Origin of the sequence: Klebsiella electrica (assembly GCF_006711645.1) — a bacterium.
Taxonomy (GTDB): Bacteria; Pseudomonadota; Gammaproteobacteria; order Enterobacterales; family Enterobacteriaceae; genus Klebsiella; species Klebsiella electrica.
Genome location: NZ_CP041247.1, coordinates 34609 through 59051 on the forward strand (window position 1 = coordinate 34609; position 24443 = coordinate 59051).

A 24443-nucleotide genomic window follows, 5' to 3' on the forward strand; every position below is an offset into this window, starting at 1 on the left:
GCCTGGACGCTGTCTCAGGCCAGCCGCGCCGCGGCTTTTTACAATGCCTGCCATTCGCAGGTATAAAAATTAGCCCGGAGTGTCCTATGCTGGCTTTTCTAAACCAGGTGCGCAAGCCGACCCTGGATCTGCCGCTCGACGTGCGGCGTAAAATGTGGTTCAAACCGTTCATGCAGTCCTATCTGGTGGTCTTCATCGGCTACCTGACGATGTATCTGATCCGCAAAAACTTTAACATCGCCCAGAACGACATGATCTCCACCTACGGGTTGAGCATGACCCAACTGGGGATGATTGGCCTTGGCTTCTCGATCACCTACGGCGTGGGTAAAACGCTGGTGTCCTACTACGCGGACGGGAAAAATACCAAGCAGTTCCTGCCGTTTATGCTGATTCTTTCCGCCATCTGTATGCTCGGCTTCAGCGCCAGTATGGGGGCCGGCTCAACCAGTCTGTTCCTGATGATCGCCTTCTATGCGCTGAGCGGTTTCTTCCAGAGCACCGGCGGTTCGTGTAGCTATTCAACCATTACCAAATGGACGCCACGTCGTAAGCGCGGCACCTTCCTCGGTTTCTGGAATATCTCTCACAACCTCGGCGGCGCGGGCGCGGCGGGCGTGGCGCTGTTCGGCGCGAACTATTTGTTCGACGGCCACGTCATCGGCATGTTCATCTTCCCGTCGATTATTGCGCTGATTGTCGGCTTTATCGGTCTGCGTTTTGGTAGCGACTCGCCGGAATCCTACGGCCTCGGCAACGCGGAAGAGCTGTTCGGCGAAGAGATCAGCGAAGAAGACAAAGAAACCGAAGAGAACGCTATGACCAAATGGCAGATTTTCGTCGAGTATGTGCTGAAAAATAAAGTCATCTGGCTGCTGTGCTTCTCCAACATTTTCCTTTATGTGGTGCGCATCGGTATCGATCAGTGGTCGACGGTCTATGCCTTCCAGGAGCTGAAGCTCTCCAAAGAGGTGGCGATTCAGGGCTTTACTCTGTTTGAAGTGGGCGCGCTGGTCGGAACGTTGCTGTGGGGCTGGCTGTCGGATCTGGCGAACGGCCGTCGTGCGCTGGTGGCCTGTATCGCGCTGGCGTTAATTATCGCGACCCTCGGGGTTTACCAGCATGCCAGCAATCAGTATGTCTACCTGATGTCGCTGTTTGCTTTAGGCTTCCTGGTGTTTGGCCCGCAGCTGCTGATCGGCGTTGCGGCGGTGGGCTTCGTCCCGAAAAAGGCCATTGGCGCGGCGGACGGCATCAAAGGCACCTTCGCTTACCTGATCGGCGACAGCTTTGCCAAACTGGGACTGGGGATGATTGCCGACGGCACGCCGGTCTTTGGCCTGACCGGCTGGGCCGGTACCTTTGCGGCGCTGGATGCGGCGGCTATCGGCTGTATCTGCCTGATGGCTATCGTCGCGGTGTTTGAAGAACGTAAAATTCGCCGCGAGAAGAAGAAATCCATTTTGCAGAATGCCTGAGTAATCAGTATGGGTAACGTTGCCCGGCAGTGATGCCGGGTTTTTTTATTACATCATCAGGGAATGACTCAAATGGGCGACGACATCGTTGAGTGAAATTTGTACCCAATAATGGCTCTCTTCGTCGTAGAATGTCACCTCGGTCTCATTGCCATCAATAAGTAAAATAAAGCGAGCCCCCTGACGCTGGGCATTTTTTTGTCTGGTTGCGAGACGCAAAGAAGAACAATCATTCAGAATGCTTAAATGCGGAAAACTACGGCGTAGGCGCCGGCCCAGGGTTAATGCGACGCTGCGGGCTCTTTCCTGACAGGGAATAATCACCAGATCAATATGCTTGCCGGGGAGGTTAACTTTTTTTGTACTGCTTAGCAGATGCATGATGGGTTCCAGCATAAAAGCAAACCCACAGGCGGAAACGGGGTGGCCGATCAGTTGGCTGGCAGTATGATCATACCGTCCTCCCCGGCATAATAATTGATGGCGATGCGGAGCATCAGAGTGCCACTCAAAAATAAGATCATTGTAGTTATTCACGGGAAAAAGTTTGCGATCGTGGGTAAACGGGATATGCAAGGCCGCCAGGATGTCACAGAGCTGAGTGAACCGCTGACGCGAGGGTGGTGATATCCATGACTCTAATTGAGGCGCTTGTTCTGCAAGACGTTGCATTAAACTGTCTTTGTCGGTTAATAAACGTTCCGGATGGGTATTGAGCCAGTTAAGTTGTTGGGCATTCAACAGCGCGACGAAAGGACGATAGTATTGCTGGAGGGCGTGTCGAAAATGGATAAACTCTTCCTTGTTTCCAGTAGTATTCACTTTGAGTTCGATGAATGGTAATAATTGAAGGGATTTAAAAAAATCGAATTGTAGGGAGATAAGTTCGATTTCAATACCAATGTCGGAATAACCAAAGGTCTCAACACCCAGTTGATGAAACTGGCTAATATTTTGCTGTTGCTGACGGCGAAACATAGTCCCCTGATACCAGACCCGCGTTTCAGTTTGCAAATTTTGATACTGTGAAAGTAGCCGTAAACACCCCATGGTGCCATCACCGCGAAGTAATGCCTGATGATTTAATAATAGCTCACCTGAGTCAGAACAAAAAGACTGAGTTAAATCTTCCTCAAGTTTTTCTAGCAATGGCGTTCGTATTTCGTGATAACAATACTGACGTAATAGATATTCTGCTTTTTTTTCTAGCCATTCCCAGGTTGCTGCAGGATTGTAGTCATGTTTTCTCGGGCGGCCTATTTTTCGTGGGCGTAAATTTCGTTGGAGTTTTTCCTCAAGCGATTTAGAGTATGCGGTTGTAGCCAGCAGACAATTTTGGGTTAATGCAGACTCAATACGCGTTATTATTGCCGGGCTCATGTTGCCAAGACAAAACTGTTGATAAATATTTCGCCGTTGTAATGAATTCTCACCCAGGCGTAAATACTCGTCATGAGGAGTAATTCTAGCCTCTGGTGTATCGGCGGAACTATGATGAGTCAATTCATCAGTGCAGTGGTATTCAATATATTTTTTAACGAGTAAAAAATACGCATTGGGTTCGACAGGACTGCAATCGTAACGACTATCCCACAGCGTACCATGCCGCTGATGTCGGTGATTGAAGTCATGGGTGTAACCTTTTCCAAGGTGCTGCATAAAACGTCCCAGACTTTCTTTATCTGGAGCTGAAAGCAGCAATATTATTTTTTGCAAAGACAATGAATATGCATGCAATTTTATGTTGTAAATAGCTAATGCATTATCAATGCAATGATAAAGATTGCTAATGTCTGCATCATCCTTAAATATAACCTCATCGTTATGCCCTGACAGTTTTACAAGATGAGGGATACCATCAATGAATAATCTGCTTTTTCGTGGCATGGTTAAATTACTTAATTAGATGGTGGTAATATAATGAGGGATGACGGTTTTATTATAATTGTCATGGTGTGAATCATTCCCATCCCCATGTTTGAATATCTTACAGGAGCTACCAAAAAACGACAAGAGTAGTTTGATAGCTCAGTTTTTTATTTGTGACTAATTTCTGAAATTTGTAATTTGACTTGCTCTATACTCATGGATTCTTGCTTGTTATTTCGCAAATTCCAAAGGCGAAGTTTCTCATCATTATTAATCGTAAGGATGTATTGGCAACCGCTTTTAAGCGCATTTTGATGTTGCCGCTTTAATTTTGCACCGCTGCAATCAGTCAAGATGTTTAAACCAGGTAGATCCCTGCGAAGCAGACAAGCCAGCATCTGGGCGCGAACACCACCATCATTTAGCTCACAGGTAATCGCGATGTCAGGTGCTGATTGCCATTGCGGGTTCTGGCCGTCATAAACGGTCTGTAGCAGTAAGAGTAAGCGTTCTATACCGATGGCAAAACCACATGCGGGAAGTTTCTTGCCGCTAAACAGTTCTGCGAGGCCATCGTAGCGTCCACCACCACAAACGGTACCCTGAGATCCTAAATCATCTGTAACCCATTCAAAGACGGTTCGAGAGTAATAATCTAAGCCGCGTACCAGACGTGGGTTAATTTTATAGGTAATGCCGGCGTTATCTAAAATCGTCCGCAGGGTATCAAAATGCTGACGAGACTCCGCACCTAAAAAATCAAGCAGACGTGGAGCTTGTTCGATAACGTTCTGAAGGTCAGGATTTTTACTGTCGAGAATACGTAATGGGTTAATGGCAAGGCGTTTTACGCTATCTTCGTCGAGCAGAGTGGTATGCTGAGTGAACCATTTGACCAGCTCTTCGCGATGCGTCTGCCGTTCTGCGGAGGTGCCGAGTGAGTTTATTTCAAGGCGGACGTTCTGCGTAATATTTAAATCTTCAAAGAGATCCCGGACCATAAAAATGAGCTCGGCATCCACGTCGGCGCCGGACATACCGAATGCTTCTATGCCAAATTGTGTAAACTGACGTAAGCGGCCTTTTTGCGGGCGCTCATAACGAAACATTGGTCCTTGATACCACAAACGCTGTGACTTGTTATAGCACATATTATTTTCCAGCACTGCACGCATACAGCCGCTGGTTCCTTCAGGCCTGAGAGTGATATGTTCACCACTTTTATCTTTGAAATCATACATTTCTTTTGAGACGATATCGGTCGCTTCGCCCACAGCCCGTTCGAACAGCGTCACGGGTTCGAGCAGTGGCAACCGCATCTCCTGATATCCGTAACGAAATGCCATATGGTGGAGCTTTCTTTCCAGCCACTGCCACATGGGGGTTTCATCCGGAAGAACGTCTCTCATACCTCGTATAGCCTGGATCTTGCTCATGACAACTCCTTATTTAAATGAGAAAAAGATGGTTTTGTTGGGCGCGTTTCCGAGACGTCATTTTTTTGACGATGACGCCTGGCAATGTAGAAAAGATAAAGAGGGAGAGTGGCCAGCTGTAAAACGATTCCCCATACTACCGTCGCCGGGCTTTCTGTTATAAGGGCTAACGTGATAAAACAAAGCGCAACGAAGCTGAGGCAGCAGTAGCAATAGAAGTTTGTATGTTTCTTCTGGCGATTGATGACCATCATTACCGGGAGTGAGATGGCGGCAAAAGCGTAGGGTAGAAGGCTGGCAGTGATGGCCAGGGTAATAATGGTTTTGAACTGGCTTTGTAAATCGGGTGACAGCGTTAACAGCAGGAGCAGGGTCATCAAAGATGCAGTGAAAACGAGCCCTGCCCACGGAACACCATGGCGATTTATTCGTGCAAAAAAATCCGGTAAAAGTCCATCCTCTGCGGCGGCTCTGGGGACTTCTGTCTGGAGAATTTGCCAGCCAGGCATCGCGCCAAGACAGGCGATAACCACCATAGCGGAAATCAGAGAGCCAGCGACTTTCCCCCACATCGCGGCAGCGCTGTCGGCAAAGGGGGATGATGAATTCACCAGAACATCATGTGGCAGTATGCCCATCATGACATTGGTGGATGTGGCATAGCATAAACCTGCAATGGCTAAGCCCAGTAAGGTCGCCAGAGGGACTGTACGACGGGGATTTTTTACCTGCCCAAAAGAGACTGATGCCGATTCAATACCAAGGAATCCCCATAACGATATCATGGCGGCGTTAATAATGGCCTGCAGGTCGCTATGGTTACTGACATTCCAGCTTATCTGATAACGCCCGGCATCAAAATGCCACCAGCCCAGCATACCAATGCTCAGGATGGCCACCACCATGCACCCACCGGTAAACAGCTGAGCGTACCCCACCAGCTTTGCACCTCTTAATCCCCACAGGACAGAGAGCCACAACAAGATAATACAAGCGCTGGTGCCGTAGAGGGGGTTATGCAGTGCGGGGAAGAAATAGGAGAGATAGCCCACGCCGGCAAGTAGCAAGGCACAATTGCCAGTCCAGGTTGAAAGCCAGTAAAACAGGGTCATTTGCAGGCCAACGAAAGGGCCAAAACTCGCCGTTATGCTGGCAATAATTCCCCCATTTCGGGGAAATAACACGCTCATTTTGCAAAAAATGAGCGCCAGTGCAGTAATGGCTAAAAAGGCAACCCCCCATCCCCACACGGAAATCGCACCGATACGTGCGAGCGTGGCGGGTAGCATAAAGACACCGCTTCCCATCATATTTGATGCTGTCATCACGGTCAGGGCAAGCAGGCCCATCTGATTGGTTCTCGCGCAGCATTTATCCATGCCAGTCCCCATTAGGTGGATGATGAAAAACAGTCGCAGCGGAGCCTGATGACTCTCCGGCTAATGTCTCAGGCACAATTTTGTCGTTACAACATATCGACAAAGCGGTAATCTGAATTAAGGCTCCGTAGAAACAGAGCCTGAAGGACGCACCGATAAAGATTGGTCTCGGCATCGGTGACGTCTGTCCTGGAGGGCAGTGAGTGATTATCACTGCCCTTTTACTATGCGGCCTGTTTTTTCAGGTCGGTTATCACGTCATCAATCAGTGCATCAATTTTGCTGGAATCAAGGTGATGCGCGGTGGCGATGAGATGGGCAATATCGCCGGATGTGGCCAGACAGTGTTTCTTCCAGACGGCCTCTGATGGGCAAGGGAAGACGACGGTGATGGAGTTTTTGTTGCGCCAGGCATCAATCCCAGCGGACTGGAAACGGTCAACGGCATATTGCGCCATATTCAGGCTACGTTCGATGCGGCGCTGCCATTCATCCCATGAGTGGCTACGGATTGCTTCCCACAGCATCAGTGGAGTGTGGCCGTTACGTGAGCCAGAAATGGTTTTATCGTGAGCAGAAATATAATCAATCTCTACAGAGATCCGATCGACATTTTTCTTTTTGGCAACAACAATGCCGCAAGGAATCGGTGAACCAATCATTTTGTGTCCGGAAACACCAATGGAATCAATGCCATCTGCGAAATTAAACGGCTGTGGATTATCAACAAAAGGTAAGATCATGCCGCTAAGTGCGGCATCCGCATGGAGATAATAGTCTTTGCGTTCAATCCCCAACTCTTTAATTGATTGTTGAATTGTTGCGATATTGTCAATCGCTCCGCGAACGGTAGTCCCGATATTTGCGAAAATAATGGGGTGTTTTTCATTGTCGTGTTTGATTTTTTTTATTAAATCGGCGTAATCCATCTCACCATTGAACTGCGATTCAACAAGCGTCGATTTTATACGCAACAGTTTGACGATTTTCGCCACCGAGTAATGAGTATCTTTTGAGTAGTACAAAGTACCGTTGGGGAAAATCTCCCGGCCGAGATAGCAGCCAAACATATTGCCTTCGGTACCCCCATTGGTGACATACCCCCAGCTTTCTTCAAACGGAATTTCGAACAGTTGAGCGAAGTACTCCATAACCTCTTTTTCGAAATCAAATGAGTTTAATAAATAGTTGCAGTATTCTCCCCAGTCGCCACAGTTGTTGATTGAGAAGCGCATGAAGCGTTCAAGGATGGTGTAATCAAAATCTGCAGATTCAGGGTATCCGATATTAAAATATTGGTTTTTTACACAATATGACCAGAAAGAATCAAGTTTATTTTGATCGCTAATAGATAATGTCATTTTAAACTCCTTGGTGTTCTTATTTATATATCTGGGTTTACTTGTCTAAATAGAGAATGGTTTGGCCTTTTTTACTTTTTCCTGCAGCCACGAAAGAAAATAAAGGAATGGTCACCATCATCATGAGTATTCCCCAGAACATGGAGTCGCTACCTGATCCCAGTAAGGCGAAAATACAGTAGATAATGCCAATGACCACCAGCGTGCAGTAAAACATAAAAGTGCTGCCGCGATTTATTTTCTTTGATACAAGAATAATAGGTAAGGAAATCAATGCATACATATATGGGAGCAAAGAAGCGAATACTGACATTAAGATAATGACTTCAAACTGCTTAGCGAGGTTTGGTGAGGCAGTAAGCAATAATACAATGCTCATCAGAATGCCGGTGAAAATAAGGCTTTTCATCGGTACATCCTGCTTATTGGTGTCAGAGAAAAATTTCGGAAACAGTCCTTGTTGAGCACCGGCACGTGGTCCTTCTGACTGCAAAATGAGCCAACCTGAGATAGAACCAAAGCAAGCAATGATACTCAGGGCGGAGGCAACATTACCCGCCATATTGCCGAACATGTAGCGAGCGGCGTCTGCGAATGGTGCAGCCGAGGAGATCAGAACATGATGCGGAACGAGGCCCATTATGACGGTGCAGCTACCGACATAGCACACAGAGGCAATAAGCAGGCCCATCACCGTCGCACGAGGTACAGTGCGCTCCGGATTTTCAACTTGCCCTGTTGAGACGACCGCTGACTCAATTCCTAAGAATCCCCAGAGTGCAATAGAGGATGCAGAAATAATTGCCGAGGAATTACTGCGGCCGGTTGCGTTATAAACTTCGGAATACATTTCTGGGTTAAACCAGAACCAACCAATCAATCCTACACCTAAAATAACGATAAGGCCACAGGTTGCGGTAAAGGACTGTGCCCGACCGGCGACCTTCGCACCGAAACTAGCAAGGAACACAAAGGCCCACAAAATAATAATGGCGGCGATACAGCCATAGGCTGGGTTTTTTAATTCAGGGAAAAAGAAACTTAGATATCCAACGCCTGCAACCAGTAAGGCAACATTACCAACCCAGGCACTTATCCAATAACAGATGGTAGTTTGAAAGCCGATAAATGGTCCAAAAGCATCGCTGGCATAGGCAACAATCCCTCCCGTTCGCGGTGTAATCAGGCTGGTTTTAGCAAAAACTAATGCGAGGGCGATAACCCCGATAATGGTAAATACCCATCCCCATATTGAGATAGAACCAATGCCTGCCAGGTTAGTTGGTAACATAAATACACCTGATCCCATCATGTTCGATGCGGTCACTAATGTCAGGGCAATGACTCCCATTTTATGAGCAGAGCCTGAGCTAACTGTTCCCATAATGGTTTCCTGTTAATTTGAATTTTAGAATAAGTGAAAGTTCGTGCTGAATGCGGGGGTATTTTTATCAACGAGGAGGTGTTTTTTTGTGATGAGGGTCAAAAATGAGTATTAAGTAGATTATTGAACACTGAAGATTTGATGTTTATTTGTTCAATTGCATCACAATTGACTCTGTCACCTTTTATTTAAACTATTTGTGCTTTTCTTTTATAATAAACGTGTACTGCCTGGGGAGGATTAAAGCCGCTGCAGCAGAAGCTGTGTTAAATAATATGAATTTATGTACTTATTTGTGGATTGTTTTGTTTCTTTTTAATAGGTTTATTTACTTTCGCGGATTAGTCTTAAACAGTAATTCCCTTCGCTGTTGTTGGGCCGGATCGCGATGGTTACGTTCATGCCAACCATACTTTTGGTAAAACCGGACATGGCTCGCGGTGGCGCGGCGATGCGCATTCCGTCAGCCATCTTCCCTGGCCGACTCAGTACCACAGCTACCATGTCGCTGACCACCGTCAGGGTCAGAAAAAGTCGTGCCGCCGCATGGGTGACGCTACGCTCATCGAGCAGGGCATCCAGCGCTTTCGGCAGATTCAGATCGAGGTTTCTGATATCAGATATCATGATGGCGGTCTGCCGCCGCGATAAGTCACATTATGGTGTGCCGGGGAGTCGACAGCGCGCAAATTCCCATTATGATAGTGGGGCTGCGGTAGACTGTGAGGAAGCATGATCTGGTTAGGATTAGCCACGCTGGTGGTTGTATTTGTTGTCGGTTTTCGGGTGCTTACCTCTGATTCACGCCGTGCTATTCGCCGCCTGAGCGAACGGTTAGCCATTACCCCGGTGCCGCTGGAGTCAATGATCGATCAGCTGGGAAAAACCGCCGGAAATGAGTACCTTCATTACCTTGAGCGCCCCAATGAGGCACATCTGCAAAACGCCGCCCAGGTCCTGCTGATCTGGCAGGTGGGGATTGTGGATAGCAGTGAACAGAACCTGCACTACTGGTATCGCCAGATGCAAAAAGCCCGCCTGGCTGCGCCGATTACCGATGCGCAGATCCGTCTGGCACAAGGGTTTCTGCGCGAGCTGGACCCGGAGCTGAGCGAAATTGTCACCCTGCAGCAGCGCTATAACGCGCTGTTTTTACCCGAAGACGGCGTGCACTGGCTGCATTGATATCGCGGCACGTGCTAATGACCATCAACGATGGTCATTAGATTGATATCCCGCTCGCCCGAACGGATGACTGACCTAGTTAAATCAAATGGTTACGAGGTTTTTCAGGGCGCAGCCAATGCGACGACGCGCCATCGTCTGACCGGCTCGCCATCCCCGCGCCGACAATAATTAAGCCTGGAACTGGCAAAGCGTTAAATTAGTCACACACAAAATGTTACACTGCACAGCTTTTACGCTATTTAACCTTGCAGGTAACTGATGACCCCTCTGAATGAAGCCAAACAACACGCCAGCGAGCTCGCGCGGCCAAACTGGTCGGCGGTCTTCGCGGTGGCCTTCTGCGTAGCCTGTCTGATTACCGTTGAGTTTTTACCGGTGAGTTTGCTTACGCCAATGGCCCAGGATCTGGGGATCTCTGAAGGACTGGCCGGTCAGTCGGTCACGACCACGGCGTTTGTGGCGATGTTCGCCAGCCTGTTTATCACCTCGATGATTCGCAGTACCGATCGCCGCTATGTGGTGATCCTCTTCCCTGTGCTGCTGACGGTATCCTGTCTGCTGGTCTCTTTCGCCAATAGTTTTGCGCTGCTGCTGCTGGGCCGGGCCTGTCTCGGACTGGCGCTGGGTGGCTTCTGGGCGATGTCCACCTCGCTGACGATGCGCCTTGTTCCGACGCGGGTGGTGCCAAAAGCGCTGTCGGTTATCTTTGGTGCGGTGTCGATTGCGCTGGTTATTGCCGCGCCGTTGGGTAGCTTTCTGGGGGGCGTTATCGGCTGGCGTAACGTCTTTAATGCGGCGGCGGTGATGGGCGTGTTCTGTACGCTGTGGGTGTTGAAGGTGCTGCCCTCTTTACCCGGCGAAGCGCCGCATCAACAGCAAAATATGTTCAGTCTGCTGAAACGCCCCGGCGTGATGGCCGGGATGTGCGCCATTTTTATGGCCTTTGCCGGACAGTTTGCCTTTTTTACCTATATCCGCCCGGTCTATATGACTCTGGCCGGTTTTGATGTTGATGGCCTGACGTTAGTCTTGCTGAGCTTCGGCATTGCCAGCTTTATCGGCACCTCGCTGTCGTCGGTGATCCTCAAGCGCTCGGTGAAGGCGGCCTTAACGGCTGCTCCGCTGGTCCTGGCGACAAGCGCGACGGTGCTGGTGCTATGGGGGGAAAGTCAGGTGGTGGCGTCGGCGGTGGTGGTCATCTGGGGCTTTGCGTTTGCATTGATTCCGGTTGGGTGGTCAACGTGGATTACCCGCTCGCTCTCCGACCAGGCGGAAAAAGCCGGCTCGATCCAGGTGGCGGTCATTCAGCTGGCCAATACCTGCGGCGCGGCGGTAGGTGGCGTGGCGCTGGATCATCTTGGCCTGCTATCGCCGCTGGTGATTTCCGGCGCCTTGATGCTGTTGACCGGCCTGCTGGTGGCTGTCAAAGTCCGGGTGTAGTCGGGGCGCTCAAAACCCCGGCCGCATGACGCTGACCGGGGCAGGAGAGCGAACCTACGGGCGTTAATCCCCAGCAAGTCGCCCGGGTCAGGCGGTGACCCGGGCGCTGATTTTAGAACCACGCCTCAAACATGCCGCCGACGTTCAGCGAATCCAGCTGGTTGTCCTGGGTGCCGTTCACCTTCGCCGTGCGTTTGTTGTCGACCTGACCACCGGTGACGTAGAAACGCAGCATCGGACGGAACTCCGGCCCCATGCCGATGGCGATGTTCTGCGACAGCGTCAGTTTCCAGCCGTGGTTATCCCCGCCCCGATCGTAGTCAACGCGCTGATAGCCCGCTTCCAGCCAGGTCGAATGCACGTCGTTCCAGAAGTACATCGGACGCACGATGGCGCCGTAGTTCTTCCGGTTGTCGGTGTTGTCCTTGCTGTTGTCATAGTCGTGGAAGGCCAGCAGGTACTCGACCTGCGCCTGCTGAGTAAACTTGTGCAGCCCTTCGAAGCTGGCGTAAACCGTCGTCAGGTCGTCTGTTTTGTTATAGACGCTGTTATCTGAGTTATCCGAGTAGCGCAGAATCACTTTGTTCACGCCGCTGTCGTTGGTATGGCTCAACACCAGGCCGCCCTGCCAGGCGTTAAGGCGGGCATCGTTATCCACCGCTTTGGAATCAAAACCGTAGTTAGCATAGACCTCGACATCGATCGGGCCGGCTTTCATATTGTGAATTTTCGAGGTCAGCGCGTAGTGGCCGCTGTCGCCGGTATCAGACCCGCCGGTACAGGTAATGCGCGAGGGGTTAGATTCATCCCCCATCACTTCCGGGCTACAGGATTTCACCTGCGACACCGCCGCCACGTCGAACTGCACGCCGCCGATATCGAAGTTTTTCACCCCGGCGCCCTGGCCGTCGTGGTTCATCCAGAAGTAGTCGTTGATGCCCTGTTGCGGACGTTGATGGAAGTCACGACCGGCCCAGATGTAGGCGTTCGGATTGGATTCCAGCACGTTGGTGACGCCAACGTAGGCTTTTTTCAGGTTAACTTCGTCGCTCCAGTGGTCGAACATGACGTTGAGATCCCAGATAGCCCCCTGGCTGCTCTTAAAGGCTTTGGTTATCTGGAACTCGCCGCCGTTGCCTTCGTTGCCCAGACGGCCGATGGCCGAGGCGCCGTTATAGGAGCCATCGACGCCAACGAACTTCTGATCGCCGGTCTGGAACTGGGCGCCGTAGCGCGCGTAGCCGCTAAACTTCAGGCCGAACGGAATCGCCATATCCGGCGATGCGGCGGTAGTTTGCGGGTTGGTCATGACGTCCACTTTCTTATTGGCGGCGGCATCAATTTTCGCCTGGCGATCCGCCAGCGCCTTATCGACGGCTTTCGCCACAATGGCGTCAATTTGTTCCTGAGTAAACTCCTGGCCGAGTACGGAAATTGGGCACAGCGCGGCGATGACCGCCATTGCTAATGGCAGCATGGTTACAGTTTTCATAATTATCTCGCTTTTAATAATTCATCTATCCTAAATAGTTCGAGTTGCAGGACAAAACGGTTAACCGTTTTGAACAGCGCTTGCGCTGGCCCCGTAAGGGGCGAGGCCTTAGGCCGAGTAACGCGGCAAGGGAGTGAATCCCGATGAGCTTACTTTGGTAAGTGATTCGGTAAGCGAGCGCAGCCAACGCACATGCAGCTTGAAATATGACGGATATATTCAGATAATAGCCATTCCGCCAGAGTCAGCGGGTGTGTTTGTTTCGGGTACAGTTGTTTAAGGTTTATATAAATTAACGCTGGTACAAATGAATTAATTCCTCTGAAAATTCACGCGCCAGCAGTGAATTCATTAAATGATCCTGAGCATGCACCATAATTAACGTCATTGGCTGGCGCGCCTCACCGGCATTTACGCTAATTTCCATTAGCGCATCTTCTTGAATAATCATAATATTACCTGAGGTGATTGGTTTTTATTAAAGAATATAGCGAAAGTTCCTTTTTCGCATTATTCGAAGATAATAGTATTGTATTATTTAAATTTTGCGGAAAATACAGCGTCCGCGGTATTTCCCCTGATTACTGGCTGACAGTTTCGGCAACCGGTACGGTATTTTTTGCTTTTTCTACTTCAGTTTTCATTAAGGAGCGCTCATAGGCGCGCAGGAACGGCAGGTAGATAACGGCTGACATCGTCATGCAAATAAGGCACATGATGACCGGACTTAATGTCCAGTTAGCCGCCCACGAGGCGCCGACAGGAGCGGGCGTGGTCCAGGGCGTCAGCGAGACAACCTGGGTCAGCCAGCCAAGACGGGTTGCGCCATAGGCCAGGATGGCGTTGATCATCGGAACGAAAACGAACGGGATAAACATCATCGGGTTCATGATAATTGGCGCGCCAAACAGGATTGGCTCATTAATATTGAAGAAGCTCGGCACGATACCCATTTTGCCGATGGTACGCAGGTGCGCCACGCGGCTACGCAGCAGCAGGAACGCCAGCGGTAAGGTCGAGCCAACGCCGCCAATCAGCAGATAGTGGTCCCAGAAGCCTTGCAAATAAACGTGCGGCAGTGCGGCGCCGGCTGCCAGAGCCGCCTGGTTGGCCGACAGGTTCGCCATCCAGAACGGGTTCATAATCCCGGTGACAATCAGCGAGCCGTGGATCCCGGCAAACCAGAAAATCTGGCACATCAGCACGGAAAGCAGAATCGCGGGCAGGGAGTCGGAAGCCGATACCAGCGGTTCCAGCAGGTGCATAATCGCCTGCGGCAGAATCATACCGGTCTGGGCTTCAATAAACAGATTCAGCGGATGCAGGGTGCCAATCACCACCAGTACCGGGATCAGGATTTCGAACGAACGGGCGACGCCGGTGGGCACCTCTTTTGGCAGGCGAATGGTGATGTTGTTCTGTTTCAGCCACGCATAGACGCGGGTGGAGTAAATGGCGGTAATCAGCGCGGTGAAGATCCCCTGGCCTGACAGGTACTGCGTTGAGATTTTACCGTCGGCATAAGGGGCCGCTACCAGTAAAAAGGCCATAAATGCCAGCAGGCCGGACATCACCGGGTCGATTTGAAACTGGCGCCCCAGACTGGCGCCAATACCGACGGAGATAAAAAAGGTCATCACCCCCATGCTCAGATTGAACGGCAGCATCAGCTGTTCGCGGTACTGCTGCGAGAAATCCAGCCAGCCGCGGGCAAACCCGTTGGTGGTGTCCGGTGAAAACGGAGGAAAGATAAATACCAGCATGAAAGAGCCGATGATCATAAACGGCAATGCGGCAGTGAAGCCATCGCGAATGGCGATAACATACTTCTGCTGCCCAAGGCGTCCTGCCAGCGGAGTAATAGATTGCTCGATCACGGCAATCATGGACTGATACGGAGAGCTCATTTGCACACCTCTTATTGCGCCGGATGAATCAGCGACAGCGCATAATCCAGGACGTTATCTCCCCGTTGCATCCCGTAGTCCATGGTATTAATGGGCTGGACCGGAATATTCAGGGAGGCGGCTTTTTCTGACAACGTTTTCAACATGTATTTCACCTGCGGACCGAGCAGCACTACCTGGTAGCGCGGAAACTGCATGTCAAATTCGGAAACGCCGTAGGCGTCAATCTGCACCGGCAGGTTACGTTCTTTCGCCACGTCGACCATCTTCCTGACCAGTAAACTTGTGGACATCCCGGCAGAGCAGCACAGCATGATCTTGTACATCGACACTCATCCTCAAAATGTAAAAAGTTATTGCGTGGATGATTTGATATCAGGCGGAAACCGGTTTCCATTCATAAAAAACAGAACTGTGATGACTGTCAAGATCTTCCCCTTATGGCGCTAATTAATTGGATTCTGCTCACAGATTTCGGCCAGTTTGGCGATGTTTTTCCATGAAATGGAAAATCGGTTTCCAAATGAAAATGGAAACGGATATACTGGCGAAGGTTATAATTGAAGCGATTCAGGGCCGGGGATGTACAGGGATCGGACGGGCTCTGTCAGGGGATAATGATGTCTACAATCAATGATGTATCACGTTTAGCAGGGGTGTCCAAAGCCACCGTCTCTCGGGTGTTGAGCGGTTCGCGCGGAGTCAAAGAGGCCAGCCGTCAGGCGGTACTGCAGGCGGCAGAAGAACTCAACTACCGGCCCAATATGATAGCCCAGTCGCTGCTTAGCCAGAGCACCGGCTGTATCGGCGTGATTTGTGCCCAGGACAATATTAATCAAACGACCAGCTATCTGTATGCCCTGGAAAAACAGCTGAGTCTGCATCAGAAGCATCTGCTGCTGCGTTTTGCCAACACCCGCGCTGGCGTGATGAGCGCCCTCGAAGAGCTCAGCTGCGGCCTGTGCGATGATGTGTTGATCATCGGCGCGCGCTTTCCATTAAACATCGACCGGCCGGATGTGGCGCTGATTGACTGCCTGGAAAGCGATGGGGTGAACAATATTCAGTTTGACCACGCATTTGCGGCGGAAACGGCCTGTAACTACCTGATTAGCCAGGGGCGCCGGCAGATTGCGTTAATTCATCCTGAAGGAAGCGGCTTTGCCGACCAGGTTTTGCTGGGCTACAAACATGCGCTGGAAAAAAATTTCCTGCCGTTTAATCGCAACCTGGTATTCCTCGACAGTACGTCGCCGTCGGTGGCGGTACAAGAGCTGGTCAACAATGCGACAACCTTAAATTTCAATGCGTTACTGGTTGCTGATGAGCAACAGGCTCAGCACATTGTGCCGCAGCTGCTGGCGTTCAACCGGGCGGTGCCGGAAAAAGTCATGGTGTTCAGTCTGGCTGGATCGTTACAGCTGCCCGGTATTCCGACCATTCCGGCCATTGAGTATTCGATGGACGCCATGGCGGCGCGCATCGTCAGCTGGCTGACGGAAAAAACCCAGATGCTCAGCGACAGCATGTTGCGCGGCGATTTAATTATTCCGCAACGCTGAGCGCCTGCTGAACCCTGTCGGGCGCACGGCTTCAGCGTCGCCGCTGCGCTGGTGACATTCGGCGGGAAGCGTTGGCGGCGACGCTAAAGCGATGATGTTTTCGGGCAGCTGATTTTATCGATAGCTGCCTGATAACCCTTCTGATTATTCCGCTCTTTCGCCAGCGTGGCCTGCCGGACATATTCCTGATTTTGCTGAGAGGCGAGGATTTTATTGGCAAAATCGGTATCGCTCAGGGTGGCCTGCGGGGCGCATTTTGCCTTCACCGCTTTTAACACCAGTTGCTTTTGTTGCTCGAACTGCAGGCTTTTCAGCGGTGATTCGGCCCAGGCCGCCGTCGCGCTGAGGGTCGTAACCACGCACAATATCCAACACGCTTTCATGACGCTTCTCCTCAAAAAGTCGCTTCAGTCAACTATATGTATATGCGCAGGATGCGAAACACGCAAATTATCAGGCAGTTAAGTTGTTTAAAAGCCGATGATCGCTTTCTACGTTAACTGAACCCGGCGTCGGGAATCCACGGCTATCAGCACCACGGAGGAAAGAATCAGCAGCGTACCGAGCCAGTCCGGGAGCGTAAAGGTGATGCCCAGTAGCATGAGCGACAGCAGCGCGCTGCTCAGCGGCTCGGCGCAGCTGAGAATCCCCGCTTTCGCGCCGCCAATTTTTTGTGCCCCGTTTAAATAGAGGCTGAAGGTCAGCGACGTACCGATCACCACCAGATAGAAGAAAGCCAGCAGCAGACCGCCATTGACGACAAAGTGGGCGCCCTGGCCGCCGTAGAACGGCAGCAGCATTGCCCCACCCAGCAGCATGCTCCAGCCGACGATCGGCAGGGTGCCGTACCGGGCGATGAGCGTTGACGGCCAGGTGGTGTAAAACGCGGCGGCAAATGCCGACGCCACCCCCCACAGCAGCGCCGACGGCGAAATGGACAACGTGGTGGGGTTGCCGTGGGTGACCAGCAGGAACGTTCCTGCCAGCGAGGTCCCGATGGCCGCCAGCACCAGCGGCCCCGGACGTGTTTTGCGGGCCAGCGCAAACCAGGCGACGATAATGGTCGGCGACAGGAACTGGAGTACCGTCGCGGTCGCGGCGTTCGATTTCTCGATGGTCATCAGGAAGGTGTACTGCACGGTCAGCGCGCCGAACAACGAGAAGAACAGCAGGCTTAAGGCATCCTGGCGCTTTTGCAGGACGCGGAAAATTTTGTCGCCGTGGACAAAAGAGAGCATCAGAAGAATCAGGCCAGCGAACAGCAGACGCGTCATGGTCAGAAACGGCGATGACATCTGGCTTTGCTGCATAATGTACTGCGCGCAAACGCCGGAGCTGCCCCATAGCACCGCGGCTATCAGTACGTTCAGCATCCCTTTTTTGCTGGAGCCCATCTTATCCTCGAATGAAATATCGCAAAAGGCGCATCATAGCATGAGCTGATGCGCAGAGGCGGGCAGGAAATGGTGGGGCCCGGCGCGGTGGCGATGGCCGGGCCCTGGGTCGATTCGATGCTAGCTCAAATCGACGTTTTTACTGCCGAACAGCCAGGTAAAGACGAAACCGCATAGATAGGAAACGGCCAGGCCCGCGGCGTAAACCGCCATGCCGGCGTAGATCCCGCTCGCAGAGGTCATCAGCGGCAGCGCCACGAGGCCGGAAGGGCCAAAGACCGTATTCAGCCCCACCGGCAGGCCCAGCCACGCGACCAGACCGAGGAAAAAGCCGCCGCAGGCACCGCCGATACAGGCGGTGATAAACGGCTTCATCCGCGGCAGAGTGACGCCGTAAATCAGCGGTTCGCCGATACCGAGAAAGCCGGGAATAATCGCCCCTTTAATCTGGGTCCGCAGCATCGAGCCGTGCTTTGCCCGCCAGTACAGCGCCAGCGCGGCGCCGACCTGCCCGGCTCCCGCCATCGCCAGAATCGGAAACAGCGAGTTAAATCCTTGCGCATCGACCAGCGCAAAATAGACCGGCACGAAGCCCTGATGGACGCCGAACATTACCGCCAGCAGGAACAGACCGGCGAGCACCGCGGAGCCAAACGGGTTGCCGTTGAGATGGAGGAACAGCCACGACATCCCGGTAAACAGCCAGCCGCCGATGGGCATAATCACCGTAAAGGTCACCGCGCCCATAATCAGCAGAGTGACTGCCGAGGTCAGAATCATATCGAGGTTGGCTGGCATCACGCGGCGGACCTGTTTTTCTACCCACGCGCCGAGAATCGAGGCAATCAGTACGCCGATAATGTTGCCGCGCGGGTCGATGCCGTGACCGAAGAAGGTGCTGATCCCGGAGAAGAATCCGCTGGTGGCTTCGGGGTTGTAGCCGAGGACGAACAGCGACGCGATAATGGCGCCGTTGACTCCGGAGCCGCCAAACGCCTTCTGCGCATTATAGCCAATCAGGATGCTCAGGAAGGTGAACATCCCCTTGCTGAAGACTTTCATGTAGCCGATCAGCGCCACCAGCGAGACGTTGGGATGGGCATTCTCCAGCACGAACATCTGTTCTGCCAGCGTTGCGAAGCCGAGCAGCAGGCCGACGGCGATAAAACCGGGAATCAGCGGGGTAAAAATAGTGGCGAATCTGGCGAGAAACTTCTGCACGCCGCTGGTTTGCTTGCTTTTCAGCGCCTGTTTTTTCTCTGCCGCCACCTGCGCCAGAGACGGCGCGTCGGCCGGCGCCTCTTCCAGCAGTGCGTTCATCATTTCCGCGGCGGTTTGCGCTTTACCGGGACCGAGCACCACCTGAAACTGCTCATCGCTGACGATAACCCCCATCACCCCTTCAATCTGACGGATGGCGGCGCTATCGGCGAGCTGTTCATCACGGAGGGTTAAACGCAGACGGGTCATGCAGTTCCCCGCCAGGGCGACGTTTCCGGCCCCGCCAACATGGGTAAGGATCTGCGCTATCATCTCTTTATTTATTTTTGCCATGGCACGCTACCTGGTTGTCGGCGCTTAGGTATTGCTCAGCGCTTTGCGGATAAAACCGTTATTTTTCGCCAGCAGGGATGTTGCTTCTGCGGCGCTCAGATTCGCCAGTACCATGATAATGGCGGTTTTACAGTGGCGACCGCAGGCATCCAGCGCGGCCTGCGCGCGGGCGCGATCGCAGTCGGTGGCTTCCATCACGATCGATACCTGGCGCTCAATCAGCTTCGCGTTGGTCGCTTCAACGTCAACCATCAGATTGCTGTACACCTTACCGACGCGGATCATGGCGCCGGTGGAGATCATGTTCAGCACCAGCTTTTGCGCGGTTCCCGCCTTCAGGCGGGTAGAACCGGTGACCACTTCCGGGCCCACCACCGGGGTGATGGCTACATCGGCCAGACGGGCCATTTCACCGTGCGGGTTACAGCTGACGATGGCGACGAAGGCGTTCTGGCTGTGGGCATACTCCATGGCGCCAATGACGTACGGCGTGCGTCCGCTGGCGGCGAGGCCAACCAGCACATCGCGATTGCTGAAGTTAAGATTTTGCAGATCCATAGCGCCCTGCGCTTTGTTATCTTCCACATTTTCCACCGCGCTCAGAATGGCTTTATGGCCGCCGGCGATAACCCCGACCACCTGCTCGGGGCGGGTACCGAAAGTCGGCGGACATTCGCTGGCATCGAGGATCCCCAGGCGGCCGGAGGTGCCGGCGCCAATGTAAATCAGGCGCCCGCCAGCTTGTAACGCCGCGGCCACTTTATCCACGACCTGAGCGATTTGCGGTAAGTAGGGGGCGATCGCGTGGGCCACCTGCTGGTCTTCCTGGTTAATGACCGTCAGCATCTCGACGGTGGACAGGGTGTCTATATTGGCGCTATTGGCATTGCGGCGCTCGGTCAGCAGCGCGCTCAGGTCGATACTCATACGAAAACCTCATCAATCACAGTGGAGACAGATTCTAAGGAATTAATTATTCCAATCATGTGAAGGTTATCACGATTAACGCTGAACAGATAAGAAGAGATTTGCAGGCAGGTCGGGAAGCGAAGCAGTAACAAAACTGGAATATTTTATTACTGATTCGTTGTTAACGGGTCGGACGGTTTTTTTACTCGCTGACAAACAGGGCCAACGGATAGCTGATGGCTATGGCGAGGCTCATTTTCACCGTCGTTTCACCACCACCTTTGCCGATGGTGGCGGAAAGACGTCGCCAGCTAGCGGGTTGCCGCGATGCCTGCCAGCGCCTGGCGCAGCATGGGAGTAGCGAAATCGAGAAATTTCCGCAGCTTAAGAGGCGCCAGCCCGCGCGCGGTATACAGCAGATGTACCGGCGCAGGTTCCGGTTCCATCGCCTCCAGTATCAGCGTCAGCTCGCCGCTCGTCAGGCCATCAATGGCCTGGTAGTGCAGCAGGCGCGCCACGCCAGCCCCCAGTCGCGCGGCGTCGGCGGCGCTCTCCGGGGTAGTCACACACAGTACCGGTTGCAGCGTCACGTGCCGGTCTTCCGCCATCGTCGCCTTAAACCGCCAGCCGCGATAGGGCATCGGTGATTCAATACGAATGACTGGCAGCGTACTCAGCTCACGCGGGCACTGCGGGGATCCGTGTTTCTCCAGCAGCGCCGGGTGGGCGCAGGTCACGATACGCATCTCGCCCAGACGGGTGGCAACCATGGCGCTATCCGGTAGCGTACCAATGCGCACCGCGAGATCGATATGCTCGTCGACCAGGTCGGCATTGCGATCGCTGAGCAGTAAACGGACGCGAATTTGCGGGTAACGTGCGAGAAAAGCGGTCACAACCGGTAAAACATGCTGACGGCCAAACATCGTCGGCGCCGCGATCGTCAGTTCGCCCTTCGGCTGCTGATATTCTCCCGCCGCCTGGCGTTCGGCCTGGTCCACCTCTTCGAGAATGCGCCGCGCGGCGGCGACATAATCGATACCGGCATCGGTCAGCGTCAGCTTGCGGGTGGTGCGCAGCAGCAGGCGCACGCCGAGCGTGCTTTCCAGCTCGGCAATATGGCGGCTGACGGTGGTCAACGGCATATTCAGCGCCCGCGCCGCCGCCGACATGCTGCCCAGTTCAGTCACTTTTACCAGTAGCGCCATCGCGCTCAAGCGATCCATGATTATCCCGTTTTCCGGAAAGATGATTGTCAGTATCGCAGTATTATCATTTATGGCGGCAGAGTCCATGATGAGCGCAGTAACCGCGCGTTCGGAGGAGCTATGCCGGGGGACTTTCTCGATATTGCCATCACGCCTGATGTGATGGACGTTCAACATGAAATGGGGAGCGATAAGCTGTGGCAGTCGCCGTATCGCCCGCGCAGGGGAGAACGTTTCGGCGCCAGCGAAGAGGAGATGATCGTCACCCGCGACAGTTTTTATCTGGCAACGCTATCGCAAACCGGCTGGCCCTATATCCAGCATCGCGGCGGGCCGTCGGGATTTCTCCATCTGCTGGATGACGCCACGCTGGCGATGGCGGATTTTGGCGGTAACCGGCAGTACATCACCACCGGCAACCTGCGCGGCAGCAACCGTGCCTGCCTGTTTTTGATGGATTACCCGCGCCGCGCCAGGCTGAAAATCTATGCCACCGTCGAGGTGCTGGCGAAGGACGATGATCCGGGGCTGCTGGCTCGGGTCACACCGGACAATGACCACGTCCAGGTGGAGCGCCTGTTTCGCTTTCATCTCCAGGCGTTTGACTGGAACTGCCCGCAGCACATAACGCCGCGCTACAGCGCCCGCCAGGTGGCGGAGTATAGCCAGACGCTGCAGCAGCGTATCCAGGCGCTGGAGCAGGAAAACCTGCGGCTACAACAACAGTTAACCCTCAAAGGAGAATGACCATGACCGACGTTCGCCCGCCGCTGCCGCCGTTTACACGAGAAAGCGCGCAGCAAAAAGTTCGCGCCGCCGAAGATGGCTGGAACAGCCGCGACCCACAAAAAGTGGCGCTGGCCTATACGGCCGACAGCCGGTGGCGCAACCGCAGCGAGTTTGTTCATGGACGCGCGGAAATCATCGCCTTCCTGACGCGAAAATGGCAAAAAGAGCAGCACTACCGGCTGATTAAGGAGCTGTGGGCGTGGAACGATAACCGCATTGCGGTGCGTTTCGCCTATGAATGGTGTGACGACAGCGGCAACTGGTTTCGCTCATATGGCAATGAGAACTGGGAGTTTGATGAGCATGGCCTGATGCATACCCGCTACGCCTGCATTAACGATCTGCCGATTGCCGAGCGGGATCGCCTGTTCCACTGGCCCCAGGGGCGCCGCCCCGATGACCATCCGGGGCTGAGCAAGCTGGGGCTGTAAACAGGCGACGTGGCGGGTTAATCGGCTTTCGGGAAGTCGACGACCGTATCATTCACCCGGTTCACCATATTGGTGAACAGAATGGCGCTCACCGCGCTGATCATCTCAATCACCTGCTGGTCGCTGAAGCCAGCGTTACGCAGTGCGCTGACCTCGGCTTCCGGGAGCGTGCCGCGGGTGCGCACCAGGGTCTGGACAAACTTCGCCAGCGCATCGAGACGGGCATCTTCCGCATATTCGCCGCGACGCAGGGCATGGATTTGCTCGCCGCTGTAACCCGCTTTTTTCGCCATTAATGTATGCGCCGCCAGGCAGTAATCGCAGCCGGTGGCTTCGCTCACGGCCAGGTTAATCGCTTCCAGCTCTTTGGCATTCAGGCTGCTTTTACTCAGCATCGCGTTATGCGCCAGCGCCTGCTGCAATGCTGCCGGCGAATGACTGCCAATGGTCAGATAGGCATTGGGCACTTTCCCCATCGCTTTTTTGATCGCGGCGAAAATTTCTGCGGCTTTACCGGTGACGTCTTGTTCACGAATATCAGCTAAACGGCTCATGGTGTGCTCCTGTTTCGGTGAGGGTGTGATGTGGCAATGGCGACATCTTAGGAGGATGTGGCGTGCTAGACTGGGGCTCTTCGTCTCATTTTTTTGTCTTATCGTCTCAGGAGTGGCATGGACAGTCTCAGTCATCTGTTGGCGCTGCTGGCGCCGCGCTGCGAAGTTAATCTCCACTGCCGGTTTGGCGGTCGCTGGCAGGCTGGTCATGAACAGATGCGCAGCGGCGTGGTGCCCTGGCATTTTGTGTTACGCGGCGAGGGGCGGCTGACGGTCGGCAAGCAAACCCGGCAGATGCGGACGGGAGATGTCATCTTGCTCCCGCACGGCTCGCCGCATCTGATGGAAAGTCTGGTGGAGTGGGGGCAGATCCTGCCCGTCGCTCACCGCTTTAACGGCACTCTGACCGAGGTCCGAACCGGTACCGACCAGGATGCGCTGGAGATGCTGTGCGGCGAATTTTACTTCGGCCCGCACGTCAGCTGGTTATTTGCGGAACCGGCGGACTTGATTCATCTGCATACCGACGAGCGCGCGGCGTGCCCGGAGCTGGAGCTGCTGCTTAACGTGCTGGTACGGGAAAGCCTGATGGCCCGGCCCGGCAGCGGCGCTATCGTGCGCAGTCTCGGCGACACGCTGCTGGTTTTGCTGCTGCGCACGCTGCTGGGCAGCGAAGCGCCGCCGGAAGGGCTGCTGCGACTGATGAGCGATGAACGGCTGATGCCCGCTGTTTTCGCGGTGCTGGAGACGCCGGAGCAGCCCTGGACGCTGGAGAGTATGGCCGCCCGCGCTTTTCTATCGCGCGCCACCTTCGCCCGGCACTTTGCCCGCGCGTATCACCTCACGCCGCAGGCCTGGCTTTCGCAGCTGCGCATGGCGATGGCTGCGCGTCTGCTGCGCGTGGAGCGGCAGACCAACCTTGATGTGATTGCCGGGCGCTGTGGGTTCCAGTCGCAGGCCTCGTTCTCGAAGGCGTTTAAAAAGCTGTATGGCGTCACGCCCGGCGAGTGGCGACGCCGGTGAGGATACCTACGTAAAGCCTGGCTGCTGGCGCATGAAGCCCAATACCGGTAGATGATTTTATTTCCGGTTGCCGTTTTTGCAGTTT

General features: G+C 53.4%; 21 protein-coding genes and 2 pseudogenes. 7 read left to right on the forward strand and 16 right to left on the reverse strand.

What is annotated here, in order from left to right; all coding sequences use genetic code 11:
* Nucleotides 1-86 precede the first annotated feature (86 nt).
* Nucleotides 87-1478: a hexose-6-phosphate:phosphate antiporter gene (gene uhpT, locus Electrica_RS00165; protein ID WP_141962961.1), complete on the forward strand. Its 1392-nt coding sequence runs from the start codon at nt 87-89 to the stop codon at nt 1476-1478.
* A gap of 48 nt (nt 1479-1526) precedes the next feature.
* Here the strand turns inward: uhpT and Electrica_RS00170 are convergent, their stop codons facing one another.
* The 6 genes and pseudogenes from Electrica_RS00170 to Electrica_RS00195 all read right to left on the reverse strand — a co-directional run.
* A complete protein-coding gene (locus Electrica_RS00170; RefSeq protein WP_141962962.1) occupies nt 1527-3365 on the reverse strand; it encodes an ATP phosphoribosyltransferase regulatory subunit in 1839 nt (612 codons plus the stop codon).
* Nucleotides 3366-3514: 149 nt separating this feature from the next.
* Nucleotides 3515-4783, reverse strand: coding sequence for a histidine--tRNA ligase (gene hisS, locus Electrica_RS00175; protein ID WP_141962964.1), 1269 nt, complete (start codon nt 4781-4783; stop codon nt 3515-3517).
* Nucleotides 4780-6162: an amino acid permease gene (locus tag Electrica_RS00180; protein ID WP_228267382.1), complete on the reverse strand. Its 1383-nt coding sequence runs from the start codon at nt 6160-6162 to the stop codon at nt 4780-4782. Before Electrica_RS00180 ends, hisS begins: the two co-directional genes overlap by 4 nt.
* A gap of 224 nt (nt 6163-6386) precedes the next feature.
* Nucleotides 6387-7523, reverse strand: coding sequence for a histidine decarboxylase (locus Electrica_RS00185; protein WP_141962966.1), 1137 nt, complete (start codon nt 7521-7523; stop codon nt 6387-6389).
* Nucleotides 7524-7560: 37 nt separating this feature from the next.
* Nucleotides 7561-8907 (reverse strand): histidine-histamine antiporter, encoded by a 1347-nt coding sequence (hdcC, locus tag Electrica_RS00190; protein ID WP_141962968.1) that lies wholly within the window; start codon nt 8905-8907, stop codon nt 7561-7563.
* Between the two features lie 498 nt (nt 8908-9405).
* Nucleotides 9406-9534: pseudogene (locus Electrica_RS00195) on the reverse strand (LysR family transcriptional regulator); the annotation flags it as partial.
* A 105-nt stretch (nt 9535-9639) separates the two neighbouring features.
* On the opposite strand from Electrica_RS00195, the gene Electrica_RS00200 reads away from it, so the two are divergent.
* Both Electrica_RS00200 and nepI read left to right on the forward strand, forming a co-directional pair.
* Entirely contained in the window at nt 9640-10092 is a 453-nt protein-coding gene (locus tag Electrica_RS00200) for a DUF1198 family protein (RefSeq protein ID WP_141962970.1), read from the forward strand.
* Nucleotides 10093-10353: 261 nt separating this feature from the next.
* Entirely contained in the window at nt 10354-11535 is a 1182-nt protein-coding gene (gene nepI, locus Electrica_RS00205; protein ID WP_141962972.1) for a purine ribonucleoside efflux pump NepI, read from the forward strand.
* Nucleotides 11536-11647: 112 nt separating this feature from the next.
* On the opposite strand, the gene Electrica_RS00210 is transcribed toward nepI, so the two are convergent.
* The 4 genes and pseudogenes from Electrica_RS00210 to Electrica_RS00225 form a co-directional block, all read right to left on the reverse strand.
* Nucleotides 11648-13027: a carbohydrate porin gene (locus tag Electrica_RS00210; protein WP_141962975.1), complete on the reverse strand. Its 1380-nt coding sequence runs from the start codon at nt 13025-13027 to the stop codon at nt 11648-11650.
* Between the two features lie 292 nt (nt 13028-13319).
* A pseudogene (locus Electrica_RS00215) lies at nt 13320-13448 on the reverse strand (PTS lactose/cellobiose transporter subunit IIA); the annotation flags it as partial.
* A 160-nt stretch (nt 13449-13608) separates the two neighbouring features.
* The gene (locus tag Electrica_RS00220) at nt 13609-14934 is read right to left on the reverse strand and encodes a PTS sugar transporter subunit IIC (protein WP_131049292.1); all 1326 of its coding nucleotides are present in this window, start codon (nt 14932-14934) and stop codon (nt 13609-13611) included.
* Nucleotides 14935-14945: 11 nt separating this feature from the next.
* The gene (locus Electrica_RS00225; protein WP_100686374.1) at nt 14946-15260 is read right to left on the reverse strand and encodes a PTS sugar transporter subunit IIB; all 315 of its coding nucleotides are present in this window, start codon (nt 15258-15260) and stop codon (nt 14946-14948) included.
* A gap of 294 nt (nt 15261-15554) precedes the next feature.
* Here Electrica_RS00225 and Electrica_RS00230 point away from each other — a divergent pair, with 294 nt between their 5' ends.
* Nucleotides 15555-16496 (forward strand): LacI family DNA-binding transcriptional regulator, encoded by a 942-nt coding sequence (locus tag Electrica_RS00230; protein ID WP_131049293.1) that lies wholly within the window; start codon nt 15555-15557, stop codon nt 16494-16496.
* 83 nt (nt 16497-16579) lie between these two features.
* Here Electrica_RS00230 and Electrica_RS00235 read toward each other — a convergent pair whose 3' ends face one another.
* From Electrica_RS00235 to Electrica_RS00255, 5 genes are all read right to left on the reverse strand, one after another.
* Entirely contained in the window at nt 16580-16879 is a 300-nt protein-coding gene (locus Electrica_RS00235; protein ID WP_100686376.1) for a YicS family protein, read from the reverse strand.
* Between the two features lie 108 nt (nt 16880-16987).
* Entirely contained in the window at nt 16988-17890 is a 903-nt protein-coding gene (locus Electrica_RS00240) for an EamA family transporter (RefSeq protein ID WP_160704167.1), read from the reverse strand.
* Nucleotides 17891-18010: 120 nt separating this feature from the next.
* Nucleotides 18011-19444: a PTS N-acetylmuramic acid transporter subunit IIBC gene (murP, locus tag Electrica_RS00245; protein WP_141962979.1), complete on the reverse strand. Its 1434-nt coding sequence runs from the start codon at nt 19442-19444 to the stop codon at nt 18011-18013.
* 24 nt (nt 19445-19468) lie between these two features.
* Nucleotides 19469-20371, reverse strand: coding sequence for an N-acetylmuramic acid 6-phosphate etherase (murQ, locus tag Electrica_RS00250; protein ID WP_131049295.1), 903 nt, complete (start codon nt 20369-20371; stop codon nt 19469-19471).
* Nucleotides 20372-20664: 293 nt separating this feature from the next.
* Complete coding sequence (locus Electrica_RS00255) at nt 20665-21579, reverse strand: LysR family transcriptional regulator (RefSeq protein WP_141962981.1); 915 nt, start codon at nt 21577-21579, stop codon at nt 20665-20667.
* Between the two features lie 102 nt (nt 21580-21681).
* On the opposite strand from Electrica_RS00255, the gene Electrica_RS00260 reads away from it, so the two are divergent.
* Nucleotides 21682-22308, forward strand: coding sequence for a pyridoxamine 5'-phosphate oxidase family protein (locus Electrica_RS00260; RefSeq protein ID WP_141962983.1), 627 nt, complete (start codon nt 21682-21684; stop codon nt 22306-22308).
* Nucleotides 22309-22310: 2 nt separating this feature from the next.
* Nucleotides 22311-22781, forward strand: coding sequence for a nuclear transport factor 2 family protein (locus Electrica_RS00265; protein ID WP_141962985.1), 471 nt, complete (start codon nt 22311-22313; stop codon nt 22779-22781).
* A 17-nt stretch (nt 22782-22798) separates the two neighbouring features.
* Here Electrica_RS00265 and Electrica_RS00270 read toward each other — a convergent pair whose 3' ends face one another.
* Entirely contained in the window at nt 22799-23335 is a 537-nt protein-coding gene (locus tag Electrica_RS00270) for a carboxymuconolactone decarboxylase family protein (RefSeq protein WP_141962987.1), read from the reverse strand.
* 117 nt (nt 23336-23452) lie between these two features.
* Here Electrica_RS00270 and Electrica_RS00275 point away from each other — a divergent pair, with 117 nt between their 5' ends.
* A complete protein-coding gene (locus Electrica_RS00275; protein ID WP_141962989.1) occupies nt 23453-24358 on the forward strand; it encodes an AraC family transcriptional regulator in 906 nt (301 codons plus the stop codon).
* Nucleotides 24359-24443 lie beyond the last annotated feature (85 nt).